The organism is Mycobacterium sp., assembly GCF_032162105.1.
In the GTDB taxonomy this organism is placed as follows: domain Bacteria; phylum Actinomycetota; class Actinomycetes; order Mycobacteriales; family Mycobacteriaceae; genus Mycobacterium.
The window spans coordinates 1-17241 of the sequence record NZ_JAVRPS010000127.1 but is presented as its reverse complement, the minus strand read 5'-3'; the positions used below and the strand labels follow the sequence as shown (position 1 = coordinate 17241).

Genomic DNA, 17241 nt, shown 5'->3' with positions numbered 1-17241 from the left:
CCTCGCGCGCACGTGCGAGCCAGGAGCGTCGCATTCCGCTCGCATCCGCGAAGCGGAAATCCAGCCGGCTCTGACGACCTAGGGAGAACACTGTGAACCGTCGCGCCAAGATCGTCTGCACACTCGGACCCGCCACCAGCACCGCGTCATCACTTGCCGAACTCGTCGACGCCGGAATGGATGTCGCGCGCTTCAACTTCAGCCACGGCACCCGAGCGGACCACTCGGTGGTGTACGGCCTGGTCCGCCAGATCGCCGCGGACAGCGGTCGTGCGGTCGGCGTGCTCGCGGACCTCCAAGGCCCGAAGATCAGGCTGGGTGAGTTCGCCGACGGACCGGTGGTCTGGGCGGACGGTGAACAGATCGTGATCACCACCGCGGATTGCCCCGGTGACCACGACCGGGTCTCCACGACGTACGACGGGCTGGCGAAGGACGTCCGACCGGGCGATCGGCTACTGGTCGACGACGGCAAGGTCGACCTACGGGTGCTCGACGTCAACGGCGACGACATCAGGTGCGAGGTCGTGCACGGCGGCCCGGTCAGCGACCACAAGGGCATATCGCTGCCAGGGATCGACGTGAGCGTTCCGCCCCTGTCCGAGAAGGACATCGAAGATCTGAGGTTCGCCCTCGAGCTGGGCGTGGACATGGTCGCCATGTCCTTCGTCCGGGCTCCCGAGGAGGTGAAGCTCGCACACGCGATCATGGACGAGGTCGGCAGGCGGGTGCCGGTCATCGCGAAACTCGAGAAGCCTGAGGCGGTTGCGGACCTGCCGGCGATCGTCGAGGCCTTCGACGGCCTGATGGTCGCGCGCGGTGACCTCGGTGTGGAGATGCCGCTCGAGCAGATACCACTGGTGCAGAAGCGCGCCATCCGCCTGTGCCGTCAAGCGGCGAAGCCCGTCATCGTGGCGACCCAGATGCTCGACTCGATGATCACCGATCTGCGTCCCACCCGGGCCGAGGTCTCGGACGTGGCCAACGCGGTCTTCGACGGGGCGGACGCAGTGATGCTGTCCGCCGAGACCAGCGTCGGGGAGTATCCAGCGCACACGGTGGCGACGATGGCGCGCATCGTCGAAGCCGCCGAGGGCGGGGCCAGCCTCGGCGACACGTCGGACTGGGCCACCTGTGAGGACGGCCAGGATGCCGTCTTCGGTGATGCGATCGCTGCGGCGGCATGCGAAGTGGGCAGACGACTCGGCGCCGCGGCGTTGTGCTGCTTCACCCGCACGGGTAACACCGCACTGCGCCTGGCGCAGCAGCGATCGCCGCTGCCGCTGTTGGCGTTCGTGCACGACGAGTCCGTGCGTGCGCGGCTGGCCTACTCCTGGGGCGTCGAGTCCGCCGTGGTGGCACCCGCAGCCAAGGCCGAGACCATGGCGACCGAGGTCAGCGAGGCTCTGGTGACGATGGGGACCTGTCATCCCGGCGACGTGGTCGTCGTGGTGTCGGGAAGCCGCAGCGGGGTGGCCGGCTACACCGACTCGGTGCGCGTACTGCGCATCGAATGACGTCGCCGCGCGGGGGTCCGGTCAGGCCGGCCCGACGCGGCTCTCGGCCTCGGCCAGCTTGGCGCGCAGCTCCCGCTCGGCATTGCGGCGCTCGGTCACCTCGCGCATGATCGCCGATATCCCGACGATCTCGCCCGCCTCGTCCCGCAGCAGGGCCACGCTGAACTCAATCGACAGGCGATGCCCGTCGCGGTGGGTGGCCGGCACGCTCAACAGGGTGTCCCCGTAGCGGGTGACGCCGGTGGCCATCGTTTCCCGGTAACCCTTCGTGTGCCGCGCCCGCAGCTTCTCAGGGATGATCAAGTCCAGGGTCTGGCCTGCCGCTTCTGCGGCCGAATACCCGAACATGCGAGCGGCCCCGTCGTTCCACAACCGGATGACTCCGTCCGGGTCGGCCACCACGATGGCCTCGGCCGACTCGGTCACGACCGCGTGGGACAGCCACGCCTCGCTCATGGTGCCGGTGCTGTCAGCCACGTCGCTGCTCCTTCGCCTCAGTTGATTGTGCTGCGGGAATTGCGCTAGCGTACAGGATAACGCATACTGCATACACACAGGTTTGAAGCGTTCAGAGGCGAGGAGGAGTGCTCATGCTGCTGCGCCAGCTGGAGTACTTCGTCGCCGTGGCCAGGGAACGACACTTCGCGCGTGCGGCGGAGGCCTGCTACGTATCGCAACCCGCGCTCTCCACGGCGATCGCCAAGCTGGAGCGGGAGCTGAACGTCACGCTGATCTACCGCGGGCAGAACTTCGAGGGTCTGACGCTGGAAGGCGAACGGCTGGTCGTCTGGGCCAAGCGCCTGCTCGCCGAGCACGACGGACTCAAGGCCGAGGCGGCCGCCATGCGGGCCGGCATCTCGGGGACACTGCGCCTTGGCACGGGGCCCACGGTCTCGACGACGACGGCGCTTCCCGTCGCCGCATTCTGCGCACTGCACCCGCTGGCCAAGGTGACCATCTGCTCCCGGTTGTCGTCCACGGAGTTGCTCCGCCAACTACGCGACTTCGAGCTGGACGCCGCCATCGCTCACTTCGGCCCCGACGATCAGTCGGGCCTCGAGGTCGTGCCGCTGTACAGGGAGCGATACGTACTGCTCGTCTCCGGCGAGCAGATCGTGCCTGGCGCCCGCACCATCACGTGGGCCGAGGCGGCCCAGCTGCCTTTGGCATTGCTGATGCCACACATGCGCTTTCGTCAGTTCATCGACAAGGCGTTCGCGGCCAACGGAGCAGCGGCGTTACCTCAGGTGGAAACCGACTCAGTGGCGTCGCTCTATGCACACGTGGCCACCGGTGCATGGGCGAGCGTGGTGCCGCACACCTGGCTGCGCTCGATCCCGGCGACCGGGGGAGCGAGGGCCGTCCGCCTCGTCGAGCCGGAGACGACGGCACAGATCTCGATGGCGATCCACGCGGGCTCCGGATCCGTTGCGGCCAGAGCGTTCCTGAACGTGGCGGCGGGTGCGCGCCTTGACGAGGCCTTCGACCTGGAACGGCGAGAGTTCGCCGCCGACCTGAGCAGGCCCTAAATGCCCATAAAAACGACGTGGGACGACGCCGCACTCCTTGATAACCGGCGTTTATCGGCCGGTTGACGACAGGTCTTGGACGCGGCCGTCGGCAACGTGAAAAGTCGTAGTACGTAAGGGAAATAGCCAACACCCAGGAAGGGTCCACACAATGACGACCGTCGCTTCCATGCCAGCCACGGAGGCAGGGCACGTCGACGAGCCGGCTGCTCTGACCGATGGGATCCATCTGGTCGTCGACGCGCTCAAGCTCAACGACGTGCACACCATCTACGGGGTGGTCGGCATCCCGATCACCGACCTGGCCCGGCACGCACAGGCATCCGGCATCCGCTACATCGGCTTCCGCCACGAGAGCGACGCCGGCCACGCGGCAGCGGCGGCCGGGTTCCTCACCCAGAAGGCCGGCATCTGCCTCACGGTGTCCGCACCGGGTTTCCTCAACGGGCTCGTTGCGCTTGCCAATGCCACCACCAACTGCTTCCCGATGGTTCAGATCTCCGGTTCCAGCGAGCGCCATCTCGTCGACCTCCAGCGCGGAGACTACGAGGAGATGGACCAGCTGCCTGCGGCCAAGATGTTCGCCAAGGCGGCCTACCGGGTGTCGCGGGCCGAGGACATCGGCCGCGGCATCGCCCGAGCGATCCGCACCGCGGTGTCCGGCCGCCCCGGAGGTGTCTACCTCGACATTCCGGCGGCAGTGCTCGGCGAGGTAATCGATGCGGAGCGGGCCGCAAGGACGCAGTGGCGGCTCGTCGACCCGGCGCCGCGGCAGCTGCCCGACACCGAGTCGGTCGACCGCGCGATCCACCTGCTCGCCGGCGCCCAGCGGCCCTTGGTCGTGCTCGGCAAGGGCGCCGCCTACGCGCAGGCCGACGAGCAGATCCGGGACTTCATCGAGTCCACCGGACTGCCGTACCTGCCCATGTCGATGGCGAAGGGCCTACTGCCCGACGACCACCCGCAATCGGCGGCCACCACCCGATCGCTTGCCCTGCGCAAGGCCGACGTCGTGATGCTCGTCGGTGCGCGTCTGAACTGGCTACTCGGACATGGTGAAGCGCCGCAATGGAATCCCGACGCCAAATTCATTCAGATCGACATCGCGGCCACCGAAATGGACAGCAACCAACCCATCGCGGCGCCGCTCGTCGGCGACATCGGGTCGGTCGTCGAGGCACTCGCCAAGCGGAGCAAACCCGGCCAGATCACCGTCCCGGCACAGTGGCGCCAGGAGCTTTCGGAGAAGTCGGCACAGAATGTCGCCAAGATGGAGGGGCGCCTCCAGGCTGCGCTGACCGCGCACCCGATGAAGTTCCTCGGCGCCCTGCAAGCGATCCGCGACGTCCTGGCCGACAACCCCCAGGTCTACGTCGTCAACGAGGGCGCGAACGCGCTTGACCTGGCGCGCAACACGATTGGCATGCAGGTACCGCGCCACCGGTTGGACAGTGGGACCTGGGGCGTCATGGGCATCGGCATGGGCTACGCCATCGCCGCCGCCGTTGAGACCGGCGAGCCGGTGGTCGCGATCGAAGGCGATAGCGCCTTCGGGTTCAGCGGAATGGAGTTGGAGGCGGTCTGCCGCTACAACCTGCCGATCGTCACCGTCGTCCTCAACAACAGCGGTGTCTACCGCGGTGACGATCACTCCACCACCAGCGACCCGGCGCCGACCGCGTTGCGGGCCCGCCACGAGTTCATGATCAAGGCCTTCGGCGGCAAGGGGTATCAGGCGACGACGCCCGAGGAGGTCGCTGCCGCCCTTCGGGAGGCGCTGGCGTCGGGCAGGCCCGCACTCATCGACTGCGTGATCGACCCGTCCGACGGCACCGAGAGCGGCAACATCGCCCATCTCAACCCCAAGGGCATCACCGCCAAGCACTGAGCCAACCGACCGACACGATCAACAACAGGAAAGGAAACGTGTCATGACTGAACTACCGCTCTCGGGGATCAAGGTGATCGACTTCACCGGCGTCCAGGCGGGCCCTGCGTGCACTCAGATGCTCGCCTGGTTCGGAGCCGACGTCCTCAAGGTCGAGCGCCCCGGCGGAGGTGACGTGACGCGAAACCAGTTGCGCGACATCCCCGATGTGGACGCGTTGTACTTCACCATGCTCAACAGCAACAAGCGCTCACTGGCGATCGACACGAAGTCACCCGAGGGACTCGAGGTGATGGAGAAGTTGGTTCGCGAGGCCGACGTGCTGGTGGAGAACTTCGCACCGGGGGCGATGGATCGCATGGGCCTGTCGTGGGAGAAGCTCCAGGAGTGGAACCCGCGGCTGATCTTCGGCTCGGTCAAGGGCTTCAACGACGACTCGACGTGGAACGACCTCAAGGTCTACGAGAACGTGGCACAGTGCGCCGGCGGCGGTGCGTCCACGACCGGGTTCTGGGACGGCCCACCGACCGTCAGCGGGGCGGCCCTCGGTGACAGCAACACCGGCATGCACCTGTTGATCGGCATCCTCACCGCCATCATCCAGCGCGACAAGACCGGCAAGGGTCAGAAGGTGTCGGCAGCGATGCAGGACGCCGTGCTCAACCTCTGCCGGGTCAAGCTCCGCGACCAGCAGCGTCTCGACGCGATCGGCTACCTCGAGGAGTACCCGCAGTACCCGAACGGCGAGTTCGGCGAAGCCGTTCCCCGCGGCGGCAACGCCGGCGGCGGCGGCCAGCCGGGCTGGGTGGTCAAGTGCAAGGGCTGGGAGACCGACCCCAACGCCTACATCTACTTCACCATCCAGGAGCAGAACTGGAAGCGCACGGCGGAGGCCATCGGCCATCCGGAGTGGGTCGACGATCCTGCGTACAGCACCGCGCGCGCACGCCAAGACAAGATCTTCGACATCTTCGGTGAGATCGAAAAGTGGCTGGCCGACAAGACGAAGTGGGAGGCAGTCGACATCCTGCGCGTGTGGGAGGTGCCGTGCGCACCAGTCATGTCGATGAAGGATCTGGCCGCAGATCAGTCCCTGCGCAAGAGTGGCAGCATCGTCGAGGTCGACCAGAAGGGCCGCGGAACCTTCCTGACCGTCGGCAGCCCGATCAAGTTCTCGTCGTTCAAGCCCGACATCAAGGGCGCGCCGCTACTCGGTGAGCACACCGACGAGGTCCTGGCTCAACTCGGCTACGACGCGGACACGATCGAAGAGTTCCACAAGAAGAAGATCGTCGTCTAAACGGCGGAAACCGGCCCCAGGACACTTCCTGGGGCCGGTTTCGCCCCATTCTCGCGCCCGTTGACCCCAGGAGGAAGCTCATGAGTCCCACAGCGACGGGAGAGACGAGCACGACCGTCGAGGCCGTGGTCCGAGGGATCGCAGCCGACCATCGCGCACACCGCGGCGCTCTGCTACCCATCCTGCACGCGGTGCAGGAGGCGCTGGGTTGTGTTCCGGCGGAGGCGATTCCGGTCCTGGCCGACGAGCTCAACCTGTCCCGCGCCGACGTCCACGGCGTGGTGACCTTCTACCACGACTTCCGTTCCAAGCCTGCCGGCCGCACCGTCGTCCGCGTCTGCCGCGCCGAGGCGTGCCAGTCCGTCGGCGCAGGCCGACTCGTCGAACACCTGAAGGACACGTACGGGCTGTCGATGGGGGACACCCGCTACGACGACTCCGTCACCGTGGAACAGGTCTTCTGCCTTGGCAACTGCGCTCTGGGCCCGGCCGTTCAGGTCGATGATCGTCTGCTCGGCCGGGTGGACGAGGACCGACTGTCGGCGATTCTCGACGAGGCGATCTCACGATGAACGCACCGGTCACCGTCTACGTGTCACGCGATTCCGCGGCGAAGTCAGTCGGCGCGGACGAGGTGGCGGATGCCCTGTTGCGCGCCGCCGCTCGCGTCGGACAGCCGATCCGGCTGGTGCGCAATGGGTCCCGCGGCATGTTGTGGCTTGAGCCGTTGGTCGAGGTGGCAACGTCGGACGGGCGGATCGGCTACGGACCGGTCACCCCCGATGCCGTCGACGACCTCGTCGCCGCAGGCCTGTTCGATGCGGCTGAGCACCCGTCGCGGGTCGGCGTGGTCGAGGAGCTGGCCTGGATGGCGACGCAGGACCGAGTCACCTTCGCACGGGTCGGCGTCACCGATCCCTTGTCCCCCAACGACTATGTGAGCCACGGCGGCCTCGCCGGGCTCCGCAGGGCACTCGAGATGTCACCGGCGGACGTGGTCGCGGAGGTCACCGACTCCGGGTTGCGGGGGCGCGGCGGCGCCGGCTTCCCGGCCGGGATCAAGTGGAAGACGGTGCTCGGATGCGTCGACGAGCTGAAGTTCGTCTGCTGCAACGCCGATGAAGGCGACAGTGGGACGTTCGCCGACCGGATGGTGATGGAAGGCGACCCGTTCCTGCTCATCGAGGGCATGACGATCGCCGCTCACGCGGTCGGCGCCACGGAGGGCTACGTCTACATCCGGTCCGAGTACCCGGACGCCGTGGCCACGATGCGATCGGCGATCGAGATCGCAAGGGCACAAGGCTGGCTGGGGGAGAGTGTGCTCGGCTCGTCGCTGAGCTTCGAGCTGCACGTGCGGGTTGGCGGCGGCGCCTACATCTGTGGCGAGGAGACCTCCATGCTGCAAAGCCTGGAGGGCAAGCGCGGCGAGGTCAGGGCGAAGCCGCCGATCCCCGCCATCAACGGTCTGTTCGGCAAGCCCACCGTGGTGAACAACGTGCTCACGCTGACCAGCGTGCCGACGATCCTCGCCCGTGGTGCACAGGCATATCAGCAGCTCGGGGTGGAGCGGTCGCGCGGTACCCAGGTCTTCCAGCTCGGTGGGAACATCCGGTACGGCGGCATCGTGGAGAGGGCCTTCGGGGTGACGCTCGGCGAACTCGTGAATGGTTATGGTGGAGGGTCACTTTCAGGGCGACCGGTGCGCGCGGTCCAGGTGGGGGGCCCACTCGGCGCGTACCTGCCGACGTCGCGGTTCGACCTGCCGATGGACTACGAAGGATTTCTTGCAGCGGGCGCGATGGTCGGCCACGGCGGCGTCGTCGTGTTCGACGACACCGTCGACATGGCGTCTCAGGCCAGGTTCGCGATGGAGTTCTGCGCCGCGGAGTCGTGCGGCAAGTGCACGCCGTGCCGGGTGGGCTCGGTGCGCGGAGTCGAGGTGATCGACCGGATCACCGCGGGGGAGAACCGCGACGAGAACCTGGCGCTGCTCGAGGACCTCTGCGACGTCATGACCGAGGGTTCACTGTGCGCCATGGGCGGCCTCACGCCGATGCCGGTCCGCAGCGCCATCCAGCATTTCCCAGACGACTTCTATGCCCGGCACGCCAACGCGAAGGTGGAAGGTAGACCATGAGCCTGCTCAAGGAACCCGACTACGGCACCCCGGCCAAGAGCGGTCCGGCAACGGTCGCGGTGGAGGTGGACGGGCTGCGCATCTCCGTTCCGGACGGCACGTCGGTGATGCGGGCGGCCGCGCTCGCCGGCGTCGACATCCCCAAGCTGTGCGCCACGGACACGCTCGACGCGTTCGGCTCCTGCCGACTGTGTCTTGTCGAGATCGACGGCCGCCGTGGCACTCCCGCCTCCTGCACGACACCGGTTGCCGAGGGCATGGTCGTGCATACCCAGACGCCGAAGGTCGCCAAGCTCCGTGAGAACGTCATGGAGCTCTACATCTCCGACCATCCGCTGGACTGCCTCACCTGCCCGGCCAACGGCGACTGCGAGTTGCAGGACATGGCAGGCGTCGTCGGGCTGCGTCAGGTCAGGTACGGCTACGAGGGCGCCAATCACCTGGACGCGGTCAAGGACGTCAGCAACCCGTACTTCGACTTCGATCCGTCCAAGTGCATCGCCTGCTCCCGCTGCGTGCGGGCCTGCGGTGAGGTGCAGGGCACGTTCGCGCTGACCATCGAGGGCCGGGGTTTCGCATCGAAGGTGTCACCGGGCGCCGGTGAGTCGTTCATGGACTCAGAGTGCGTGTCCTGCGGCGCGTGCGTGCAGGCGTGCCCGACGTCGACGCTGCAGGAGCGTTCCGTGGTCGAACTGGGAGTGCCGACGCGGTCGGTGGTCACCACGTGTGCGTACTGCGGCGTCGGCTGCTCGTTCAAGGCGGAGTTGCGCGGCGACGAGGTGGTCCGCATGGTGCCCCTCAAGGACGGCGGCGCCAACGAGGGCCACTCTTGCGTGAAGGGACGGTTCGCGTTTGGCTACGCAACGCATCCGGACCGGGCGCTGCGCCCGATGGTTCGCGAGAACATCACCGACCCGTGGCGCGAAGTCGAGTGGGACGAGGCGATCGGTACCGTCGCCCGCCGGATGCTGGAGATCAAGGCACGGTACGGCACGGGAGCGATCGGTGCGATCACCTCGTCGCGGTGCACGAACGAAGAGGTCTACGTCGTCCAGAAGATGGTGCGCGCAGCCTTCGGCAACAACAATGTGGATACCTGTGCGCGAGTGTGTCACTCGCCGACGGGGTACGGGCTCAAGCAGACTTTCGGGGAGTCGGCGGGCACGCAGGACTTCAAGTCCGTGGCGCAAGCCGACGTCATCATGGTGATCGGGGCCAATCCCACTGACGGCCACCCGGTCTTCGCGTCCCGGATGAAGCAACGGCTGCGCGAGGGCGCGAAGCTCATCGTGGCCGACCCCCGCCGCATCGACTTGGTGCGCTCACCGCATATCGAGGCCGATCACCACCTCCAACTGAAGCCGGGAACGAACGTGGCGATCGTCAATGCGATGGCGCACGTGGTGGTGACCGAAGGCCTGACCGACGCGTCGTTCGTGGCCGCAAGGTGCGAGGGATTCGACGAGTGGGCGCAATTCATCTCGCGCCCCGAGAACAGCCCAGAGGCCGTCGAGCCGATCACCGGCGTGGCCGCCGAGGAGGTGCGCGCCGCCGCCCGGCTGTACGCGCAGGGCGGGAACGGGGCCATCTACTACGGCCTCGGCGTCACCGAACACAGCCAGGGCTCGACGATGGTGATGGGGATGGCCAACCTGGCGATGGCCTGCGGCAACATTGGCCACGAGGGTGTCGGGGTGAACCCGCTGCGCGGCCAGAACAACGTGCAGGGCGCCTGCGACATGGGTTCCTTCCCGCACGAGCTGAGCGGCTACCGGCACGTGTCGGACGACGCAGCGCGGAAGGTCTTCGAAAACCTTTGGGGGACCGTACTGTTGCCCGAGCCCGGGTTGCGGATCCCGAACATGTTCGACGCCGCGATCGAGGGCACGTTCCGGGGCCTGTTCGTCCACGGTGAGGACATCGCGCAGTCCGACCCGAACTTCCATCACGTCTCGGCCGCGCTGGGCGCGATGGAGCTGGTGGTGGTCCAGGACCTGTTCCTCAACGAGACCTCGAAGTTCGCCCACGTATTCCTGCCCGGTGCGTCGTTCCTGGAGAAGGACGGCACCTTCACCAACGCCGAACGCCGGATCAACCGGGTCCGTGCGGTGATGAAGCCCAAGAGCGCCAAGCACGAGTGGGAGATCGTCTGCGAGATCGCGACGGCGATGGGATATCCCATGGGTTACGACCACCCGAGCCAGATCATGGACGAGATCGCCTCGGCCACACCGACATTCGCCGGGGTGTCGTTCAAGAAGCTGGACCAGGTGGGCAGTATCCAATGGCCCTGCGACGAGCAAGCTCCTGACGGCACGCCAATCATGCACGTGGAGTCGTTCACCAGGGGTCTTGGCAGGTTCGTGCCGACGCCGTTCGTGCCGACCGACGAGCGCAGCACACGCCGCTACCCGCTGATCCTCACCACGGGTCGAATCTTGAGCCAGTACAACGTCGGAGCACAGACCCGTCGCACGGCCAACGTCGCCTGGCACAGCGAGGATCTGCTGGAGATCCATCCGCACGACGCCGAGGTGCGGGGCATCAACGACGGCGACGAGGTCACGTTGGCCAGCCGAGTCGGTCAAACGACGCTTCACGCGCAGCTATCCGAGCGGATGCCGACTGGGGTGGTCTACACCACGTTCCATCACCCGATCTCGGGCACCAACGTCCTCACCACCGAGAACTCGGACTGGGCGACCAACTGTCCGGAGTACAAGGTGACGGCCGTCCAGGTCGCCCTGACCCACCCGACGTCCGGGCAGCACGCGGAATCAGAGGCAGATCGTGTGCTGGCGTGGGGACTAGTGGACTGACATGTCGCACAACGAACCTGCCGAGCTCAGGATGGTCAATGACATCATCGTCAACCTCCAGTACCTGCCCGCCGAGCAGGCGGCTACGGCGGTGGCCGATCACGTCAAGAGGTTCTGGGACCCACGCATGAAACGCCGACTGATCGAACTGGTCGCCGCCGAAACAGAGCCTCTCGACCCCGTGGTGGTGGCCGCGGCGGCGCTGCTGCCGTAACCCCTTGCTGCCGTACACCGTTGCGGGCGAGGTCCGCCCGTCAGCCGGCCCTCTGCCCGCCGACGCCTTCGTGGTCGACATCCCGCCAGAAGCCGTGGTCGTAGTCGGCGTCCGGTATCTGGATCATCGTGGCGGACTGTTTGAACAGGGCGAGCCCGCATGCCAGTTCCAGCTCTTCGGTGTCGATGTCGAGCCGGTCGATGCCGTTGAGGATTCGTTCGGCGTCGTTGACGATGCGACGCATGGCTGGGGCATCACCGTACGTCGACTCCAGCGATGCCACGCACCGCAACAGGTCGCCGATCAACTGGTGAAGCTCGTCGACTTCAGTTGTCGTGGACATCGAATCTCCTTTGGTATTGGGCGTCCGGGAGCTACTCGGGTCGGCATCCATCACCGCGGCAAGCCCACCTTGGGGAACCCGGGGCGGTGGAGCAGCCGCGTCATGACCGCGGCGCACAGGCTGAGCAGGCCGGCGGCGACGAACGGAATCATCAGCCCGTGTGACGACACCAGCAGGGTGGGCAGCCCGACTCCGATGAACCCTCCGAACAGCTTGGCGCTGTAGACGAGTCCGAAGTTGCGCACCGCGTTGGGCTCGCCGAAGTAGTCGGCAACCAGGCTCGCGAACAGCGGATAGAAGGCACCGCCCGCCATTCCGCTCAGCGCAGCGAAGGCCACGAACGCCGCCGGCTGGCCGATTGATGCGGAGTAGACGAGTCCCAATTGAGCGCAGCCTTCGAGCAGCAGCGCGGCGCTCAGCGTCCGGCGTCGACCGAACCGGTCGGAGATCCGGCCGGCGACACTGCGGCCGGCGCCATTGACGACGGCGAGCAGACCAACCGCCAACGCCCCGACGCCTAGCGAAAAGCCTTGGTACACCGCGACGATCGGAACGTAGACGATGGCCAGCAGCGACGCCGCTGCGGCGATGACCAGGATGAGGTACATGACCACGAACGCAGGCGTCCGGACGGCCTCACCCGGCGGGTACTGCCGTACCGCGCGGACATTGTGGGCAAGGCTGCTGTTCACCCGCTTGTCGACCGCCCACAGTTTGGGGTCGATGTCCGGCGGCCACCAGCCCGACGGCGGATCCCGCAACAGGACGCCACACACGCCGACGACGATCAGCACGGACACGCCCACCGCCGCAAAGATCTCTGTCCGGTTCGCCGGGGTGAGGACGGCGGCGAAGAGCGCAATGAACGGCACGGCGCCGAAACCGAATGCCCCGGTGACGAAACCGACCCGGACGCCGCGCTGCTCCGGATACCACTTCGCGACGGTGGAGGCACACGTGGCGTAGACGATTCCTGCGCCGGTGCCGGACAGCACGGAGTATCCGAGCACCGCAGCCACCAGGCTGTCGGTGTAGGCGAGGGTCAAGGGGCCTGCGGCACACAAGAGGGCGCCGAGCACGACTGCGCGCGCGGGAGACACCGCGCAGCGGTGGCTCAAGGCGGCAGTGGGCGCGGCGGCGCCTGCCTGGAACACCACCCAGAGGGCGAGCACCCAGAGGGCGCCGGCGGCACTCGATCGATTGGTCGCGTCCAGGGCGGCGACGGCGACGCCATAGCCGTACTGAAGAACGCCGATCCCCGCCATGGCGATCCATGTGAGCCAGAGCATCCATCTGCGGGAGTGGCCCATGATGTCGTGCGGCCGCTCACCGACTCTGTACGAGCGGCCGCGGAGATCTCGGACCTCCACTACTCCGACGCTGCTGTGAGTCATGCTCGCCTCCAATATTGCATACAGTATGCGATCAGGATAACTATGACTTGGATCACTTGTCCATAGGAAGCCGGGATTGAATCGGGAACGCGCCCCGTCGCTGGTCGGCGCCGGGTCGCCCGTGCACTCGCCGCCCAGCGCTCGCACCGCCCAGCGCTCGCACCGCCTCGGCGGCTCTGCCGGGAGGGCGTGAAAGTGCGAGTGGCGCACACCGTGAGCGCAGAGTCGACCGGTAGGGCGGGCAGCAGGTCACCGCTTGGGGGTCGCCGCCGACACCGCCCCGCCGACGGAATACCGCGCCGCGGATCCGCAGGTCACCGAATTGCCAGCAGATACACAGCCTCATTGCCAGCGGATGCACAGGGAACTGTGCCTAGAGTCTTGCGCGGTCAATTGTATGTAGTATACCGTCAGCTGTGACACGGACCACTCTTCGTATCAGTCAGGGGAGCCGGTCACATCTGTTTCATCGAACCCCGACGTAGACGCGTCGGGAACCGCGAACCAGACGTCGAAAGTAAGGGGAATGCCGTGGGAAAGGCGCTCGAAGGGGTGCGTGTCCTGGACATGACACATGTGCAATCGGGACCGTCGTGCACGCAGATATTGGCCTGGCTGGGCGCGGACGTCGTCAAGCTGGAGGCTCCCGGCGGGGACATCACCCGCAAGCAATTGCGTGACATCCCCGGGGTCGACAGCCTCTACTTCACGATGCTCAACTGCAACAAGCGGAGCATCACGCTGAACATGAAGTCCCCAGAGGGCAAGCGGATCTTCACCGAGCTGCTGCCGCGATTCGACATCCTCGCCGAGAACTTCGCCCCTGGCGCCATCGAGCGGATGGGCTTCGGGTGGGACACCCTGCAGGAGATCAACCCGCGGCTCATCTTCGCCTCCATCAAGGGTTTCGGCGACGGTCCCTACACCCACTACAAGGCCTATGAGGTGGTCGCCCAGGCCATGGGCGGGTCGATGAGCACGACCGGGTTCGAGGACGGTCCGCCGATGGCCACCGGCGCGCAGATCGGCGACTCGGGCACCGGCGTGCACGCCGTGGCTGGCATCCTGGCCGCGCTCTACCAGCGCGAGCACACCGGCCGCGGGCAACGCGTGACAGTCGCCATGCAGCATGCGGTGCTGAACCTGTGCCGGGTCAAGCTGCGCGACCAGCAGCGGCTGCAGAACGGCCCGCTGGCCGAGTACCCCAACGAGGAGATCGGCGACACCGTGCCGCGCTCGGGCAACGCCTCCGGCGGAGGCCAGCCGGGCTGGGCCGTGAAGTGTGCGCCGGGCGGTCCCAACGACTACGTCTACATCGTCATTCAGCCCGTCTGCTGGGCGCCGATCGCGAACCTGATCGGCCGTCCCGAGCTGGTGACCGATCCCGAGTGGAGCACCCCCGAGGCGCGACTGGACAAGCTGGACAAAATGTTCCAGCTGATCGAGGAATGGACCATGGGGATCGGCAAGTGGGAGGTGCTGCAGACGCTCACCGAGCACCACATCCCCTGTGGTCCGATCCTGTCCGCCAAGGAAATCATCGAGGACGAGTCGCTGGCGGCCAACGACATGGTCGTCCGCGTGGACCACCCCGAGCGCGGCGAGTTCAGCACCGTCGGCTGCCCGATCAAGCTGTCCGACTCCCCGGTCGACGTCCACCGCTCACCCCTGCTCGGCGAGCACAACGAGGACATCTACGGCGGGGAACTCGGTCTCGGCGACCAGCTGGTCACCCTCAAGGCGAAGGGCGTCCTCTGATGGGTACCACCGCTGACGGCGCCGCTGCCGAAGGACGAAAACGTCGTCATCACCGATGCGGGCGGTTCGCCGCCATGCACCTTCGAAGCCACGATTCGGCTTGGGCGAGAGGTTCGGCGCGACCACGCGCAGACCTCGGCTGCCGGCCCACGATCGTGACATCGCCATTGGTCTTCGCCGAACTCACCTCGCACCTCGTCGAGGAAGCTCGGGCGGAAGGAGACGCCCGGTCGCGGCGCTCGGTTCGGAAATCAATTGGGCCAGGACCGCGGGTATTGCGGTAACAAAACCTGGCGAAATTCCTGCCCGGTCGGCGACGATGTCCCCAACCGGTTGTAGGGGGAACCGGAAGGAGCCGTAGCACAATGATGTCAACAGCGTCGCCAAGTTTCAAAGAAGTGGTGGACAAGAACGGCAGGGTGTACCGGGTCGGCGAGACCGACCGCGACATCCTGGGGCGTTCACGGGTGTGGATGGTGTGGTTGCCCTGGATTGCGATGATGGCAATCAGCTCGTCCGAATACGCGTTCACCTCGGCCGAGGACACCCTCGTCGAAGCACACGGCTGGGGCCACGGCCACATCTTCTGGTTGCTCGGCGTATGGGTGTTCTTCCAGGCCGCCGTGGCATTCCCGGCAGGCCGCTTGCGGGAGAGCGGCAAGTTGTCGGCCAAGGCGGCGATGATGCTCGGCGCCGGAGGGGCGCTGCTGGGATACGTATCGCTGGCGTTCGCTCCGAACGTCTTCTTCGCCTACCTGGGCTTCGGCTTCTTCGGCGGAACCGCTGCCGGTTTCGTCTACGCCACCTGCGTCAACATGGTGGGCAAGTGGTACCCGGAACGTAAGGGCGGCAAGACCGGTTTCGTCAACGGCGGGTTCGCCTACGGATCGGTGCCCTTCATCTTCCTGTTCACCTCGTACCTGTCCGTCAGCAACTACGAGGGAATCCTGTTCGCGGTCGGCGTCTTCCTTGCGGCATTGGTGGCCATCAGCGGGTTCTTCTTCAAGGACCCGCCGAAGAACTGGTGGCCCGCGCACGTCGACCCACTGGTGGCCAGTGAAGACCCGCGAATCCGGCGGGCCCTGCTGAAGAATCCGCCCGCGGTGAAGCAGTACACGCCGATGGAGGCCATCAAGACCGGCATCCTTCCGATGATGTGGTTCGTCCTGCTCTGCACCGCAGGCATCAACATCTTCGGCATCGCCATGCAGGTGCCGTTCGGCAAGGAGATGGGCTTCGCAGGCGGGATCGTGGCACTGGCCATGAGCCTCAAGGCGATCATCAACGGCACCGGGCGCGGCGTGATCGGCTGGATCTCCGACCTGTACGGCCGGCGGAACACCCTCATCATCGTGTGTGCGGTGCTGGGGCTGTCCCAGTACGCGGTGTACCTGTCCGGCTCCATCGGCAGCATGCCGCTGTTCCTTCTAGCGTCCATGGTCTCGGGCTTCGGTGGCGGGGCAATCTTCCCGCTGTTCGCGGCGATGACCGCCGACTACTTCGGTGAGAACAACAACGCGACCAACTACGGCCTGGTCTACAGCTCGAAGGTGATCTCGGGTCTGGTCGGTGCCGGTTTGGGTTCGGTCGTGGTGGACAACTGGGGCTACGACGCAGCGTTCATGATCGCCGGTACGGTCGGCGTCGTCTGCGCCTTCATCACGATCCTCCTCAAGCAACCCAAGCTGCCAAAGGAGCAGCAGAGGACGCCGGAGCAGGACGAGACGCAGGCCGCGCTAGTGCTCGACTAGCAGGCTGCGCCGACTCGCGGACGATGAGTCATCCGCCCCGGGTGTGGGCCACGTCCTGTCAAGGACTTTGCCGCACCTGGGGCGTCCCCGGTTTCGGATGTCACGAGAATGGGGATTCCTCGCGTGGCTAGACGGTTCATTGCATACGAAAACCTGTACCCTAAGTACTGTCCTCTAGGCGAAGGAGCATGCCATGTCACTTCCCCTCCAGAGCCGGCGCGAGACGTCGGGCAACGGGCTGGCCGACGCAGCCGCGCGCCGGGTGCAGCGCCCCGCGCCATTGCGCGAGGCCGTCTACGACGCCATCGTGGAACTGATCGTGAACGAAACCCTCCAGCAGGGTCAGCACCTGGTCGAGAACGAGCTGGCGGAGTACCTGGGTGTCAGCCGTCAGCCGGTACGAGAAGCCTTGCAGCGCTTACAGACCGACGGCTGGGTCGACCTGCGACCCGCTCAGGGCGCGTTCGTGCACAGCCCCACCGAAGAGGAAGCCGACCAGCTTCTCGGCGTCCGCTCGGTCTTGGAAACCTATTCCGCCCGGCTCGCTGCCGACCACGCCACCCCAGAGGACGTCAACCGGCTGTGGGA

The 17241-nt window shown here is 66.5% G+C and carries 14 protein-coding genes; 11 read left to right on the top strand and 3 right to left on the bottom strand.

Annotated features, from left to right (window positions below; translation table 11 throughout):
• The first annotated feature begins 92 nt into the window (after positions 1-92).
• Positions 93-1517, top strand: a complete 1425-nt coding sequence (pyk, locus tag QOC69_RS06365; RefSeq protein WP_526437492.1) for a pyruvate kinase — start codon at positions 93-95, stop codon at positions 1515-1517.
• A 21-nt stretch (positions 1518-1538) separates the two neighbouring features.
• Here pyk and QOC69_RS06360 read toward each other — a convergent pair whose 3' ends face one another.
• The gene (locus tag QOC69_RS06360; RefSeq protein ID WP_526437490.1) at positions 1539-1994 is read right to left on the bottom strand and encodes a PAS domain-containing protein; all 456 of its coding nucleotides are present in this window, start codon (positions 1992-1994) and stop codon (positions 1539-1541) included.
• A 113-nt stretch (positions 1995-2107) separates the two neighbouring features.
• On the opposite strand from QOC69_RS06360, the gene QOC69_RS06355 reads away from it, so the two are divergent.
• The 7 genes from QOC69_RS06355 to QOC69_RS06325 all read left to right on the top strand — a co-directional run bounded on the left by QOC69_RS06355 (position 2108) and on the right by QOC69_RS06325 (position 11407).
• Positions 2108-3046, top strand: coding sequence for a LysR family transcriptional regulator (locus QOC69_RS06355; protein WP_526437488.1), 939 nt, complete (start codon positions 2108-2110; stop codon positions 3044-3046).
• Positions 3047-3197: 151 nt separating this feature from the next.
• Complete coding sequence (oxc, locus tag QOC69_RS06350; protein WP_526437486.1) at positions 3198-4934, top strand: oxalyl-CoA decarboxylase; 1737 nt, start codon at positions 3198-3200, stop codon at positions 4932-4934.
• 43 nt (positions 4935-4977) lie between these two features.
• Positions 4978-6234, top strand: coding sequence for a formyl-CoA transferase (gene frc / locus QOC69_RS06345; protein WP_526437484.1), 1257 nt, complete (start codon positions 4978-4980; stop codon positions 6232-6234).
• Positions 6235-6314: 80 nt separating this feature from the next.
• The gene (locus QOC69_RS06340; protein WP_526437482.1) at positions 6315-6806 is read left to right on the top strand and encodes a formate dehydrogenase subunit gamma; all 492 of its coding nucleotides are present in this window, start codon (positions 6315-6317) and stop codon (positions 6804-6806) included.
• Positions 6803-8374, top strand: coding sequence for a formate dehydrogenase beta subunit (locus QOC69_RS06335; RefSeq protein ID WP_526437480.1), 1572 nt, complete (start codon positions 6803-6805; stop codon positions 8372-8374). Before QOC69_RS06340 ends, QOC69_RS06335 begins: the two co-directional genes overlap by 4 nt.
• Positions 8371-11193 (top strand): formate dehydrogenase subunit alpha, encoded by a 2823-nt coding sequence (gene fdhF / locus QOC69_RS06330; RefSeq protein ID WP_526437478.1) that lies wholly within the window; start codon positions 8371-8373, stop codon positions 11191-11193. Before QOC69_RS06335 ends, fdhF begins: the two co-directional genes overlap by 4 nt.
• A gap of 1 nt (position 11194) precedes the next feature.
• Positions 11195-11407 carry a formate dehydrogenase subunit delta gene (locus QOC69_RS06325; RefSeq protein WP_526437476.1) on the top strand — a complete coding sequence of 71 codons (213 nt, stop codon included), beginning with the start codon at positions 11195-11197 and terminating at the stop codon, positions 11405-11407.
• A 40-nt stretch (positions 11408-11447) separates the two neighbouring features.
• Here the strand turns inward: QOC69_RS06325 and QOC69_RS06320 are convergent, their stop codons facing one another.
• On the bottom strand, positions 11448-11750 hold the full coding sequence (locus QOC69_RS06320) for an Rv0250c family protein (protein WP_526437474.1): 303 nt from the start codon (positions 11748-11750) through the stop codon (positions 11448-11450).
• Between the two features lie 50 nt (positions 11751-11800).
• The gene (locus tag QOC69_RS06315) at positions 11801-13144 is read right to left on the bottom strand and encodes an OFA family MFS transporter (protein WP_526437472.1); all 1344 of its coding nucleotides are present in this window, start codon (positions 13142-13144) and stop codon (positions 11801-11803) included.
• A gap of 531 nt (positions 13145-13675) precedes the next feature.
• Here QOC69_RS06315 and frc (QOC69_RS06310) point away from each other — a divergent pair.
• The 3 genes from frc (QOC69_RS06310) to QOC69_RS06300 form a co-directional block, all read left to right on the top strand.
• Entirely contained in the window at positions 13676-14902 is a 1227-nt protein-coding gene (gene frc, locus QOC69_RS06310) for a formyl-CoA transferase (RefSeq protein WP_526437470.1), read from the top strand.
• A gap of 365 nt (positions 14903-15267) precedes the next feature.
• Complete coding sequence (locus QOC69_RS06305) at positions 15268-16653, top strand: OFA family MFS transporter (RefSeq protein WP_526437468.1); 1386 nt, start codon at positions 15268-15270, stop codon at positions 16651-16653.
• A 193-nt stretch (positions 16654-16846) separates the two neighbouring features.
• Positions 16847-17241, top strand: a 395-nt coding sequence (locus QOC69_RS06300; protein WP_526437466.1) for a GntR family transcriptional regulator, incomplete at its 3' end; no start/stop codon positions are given.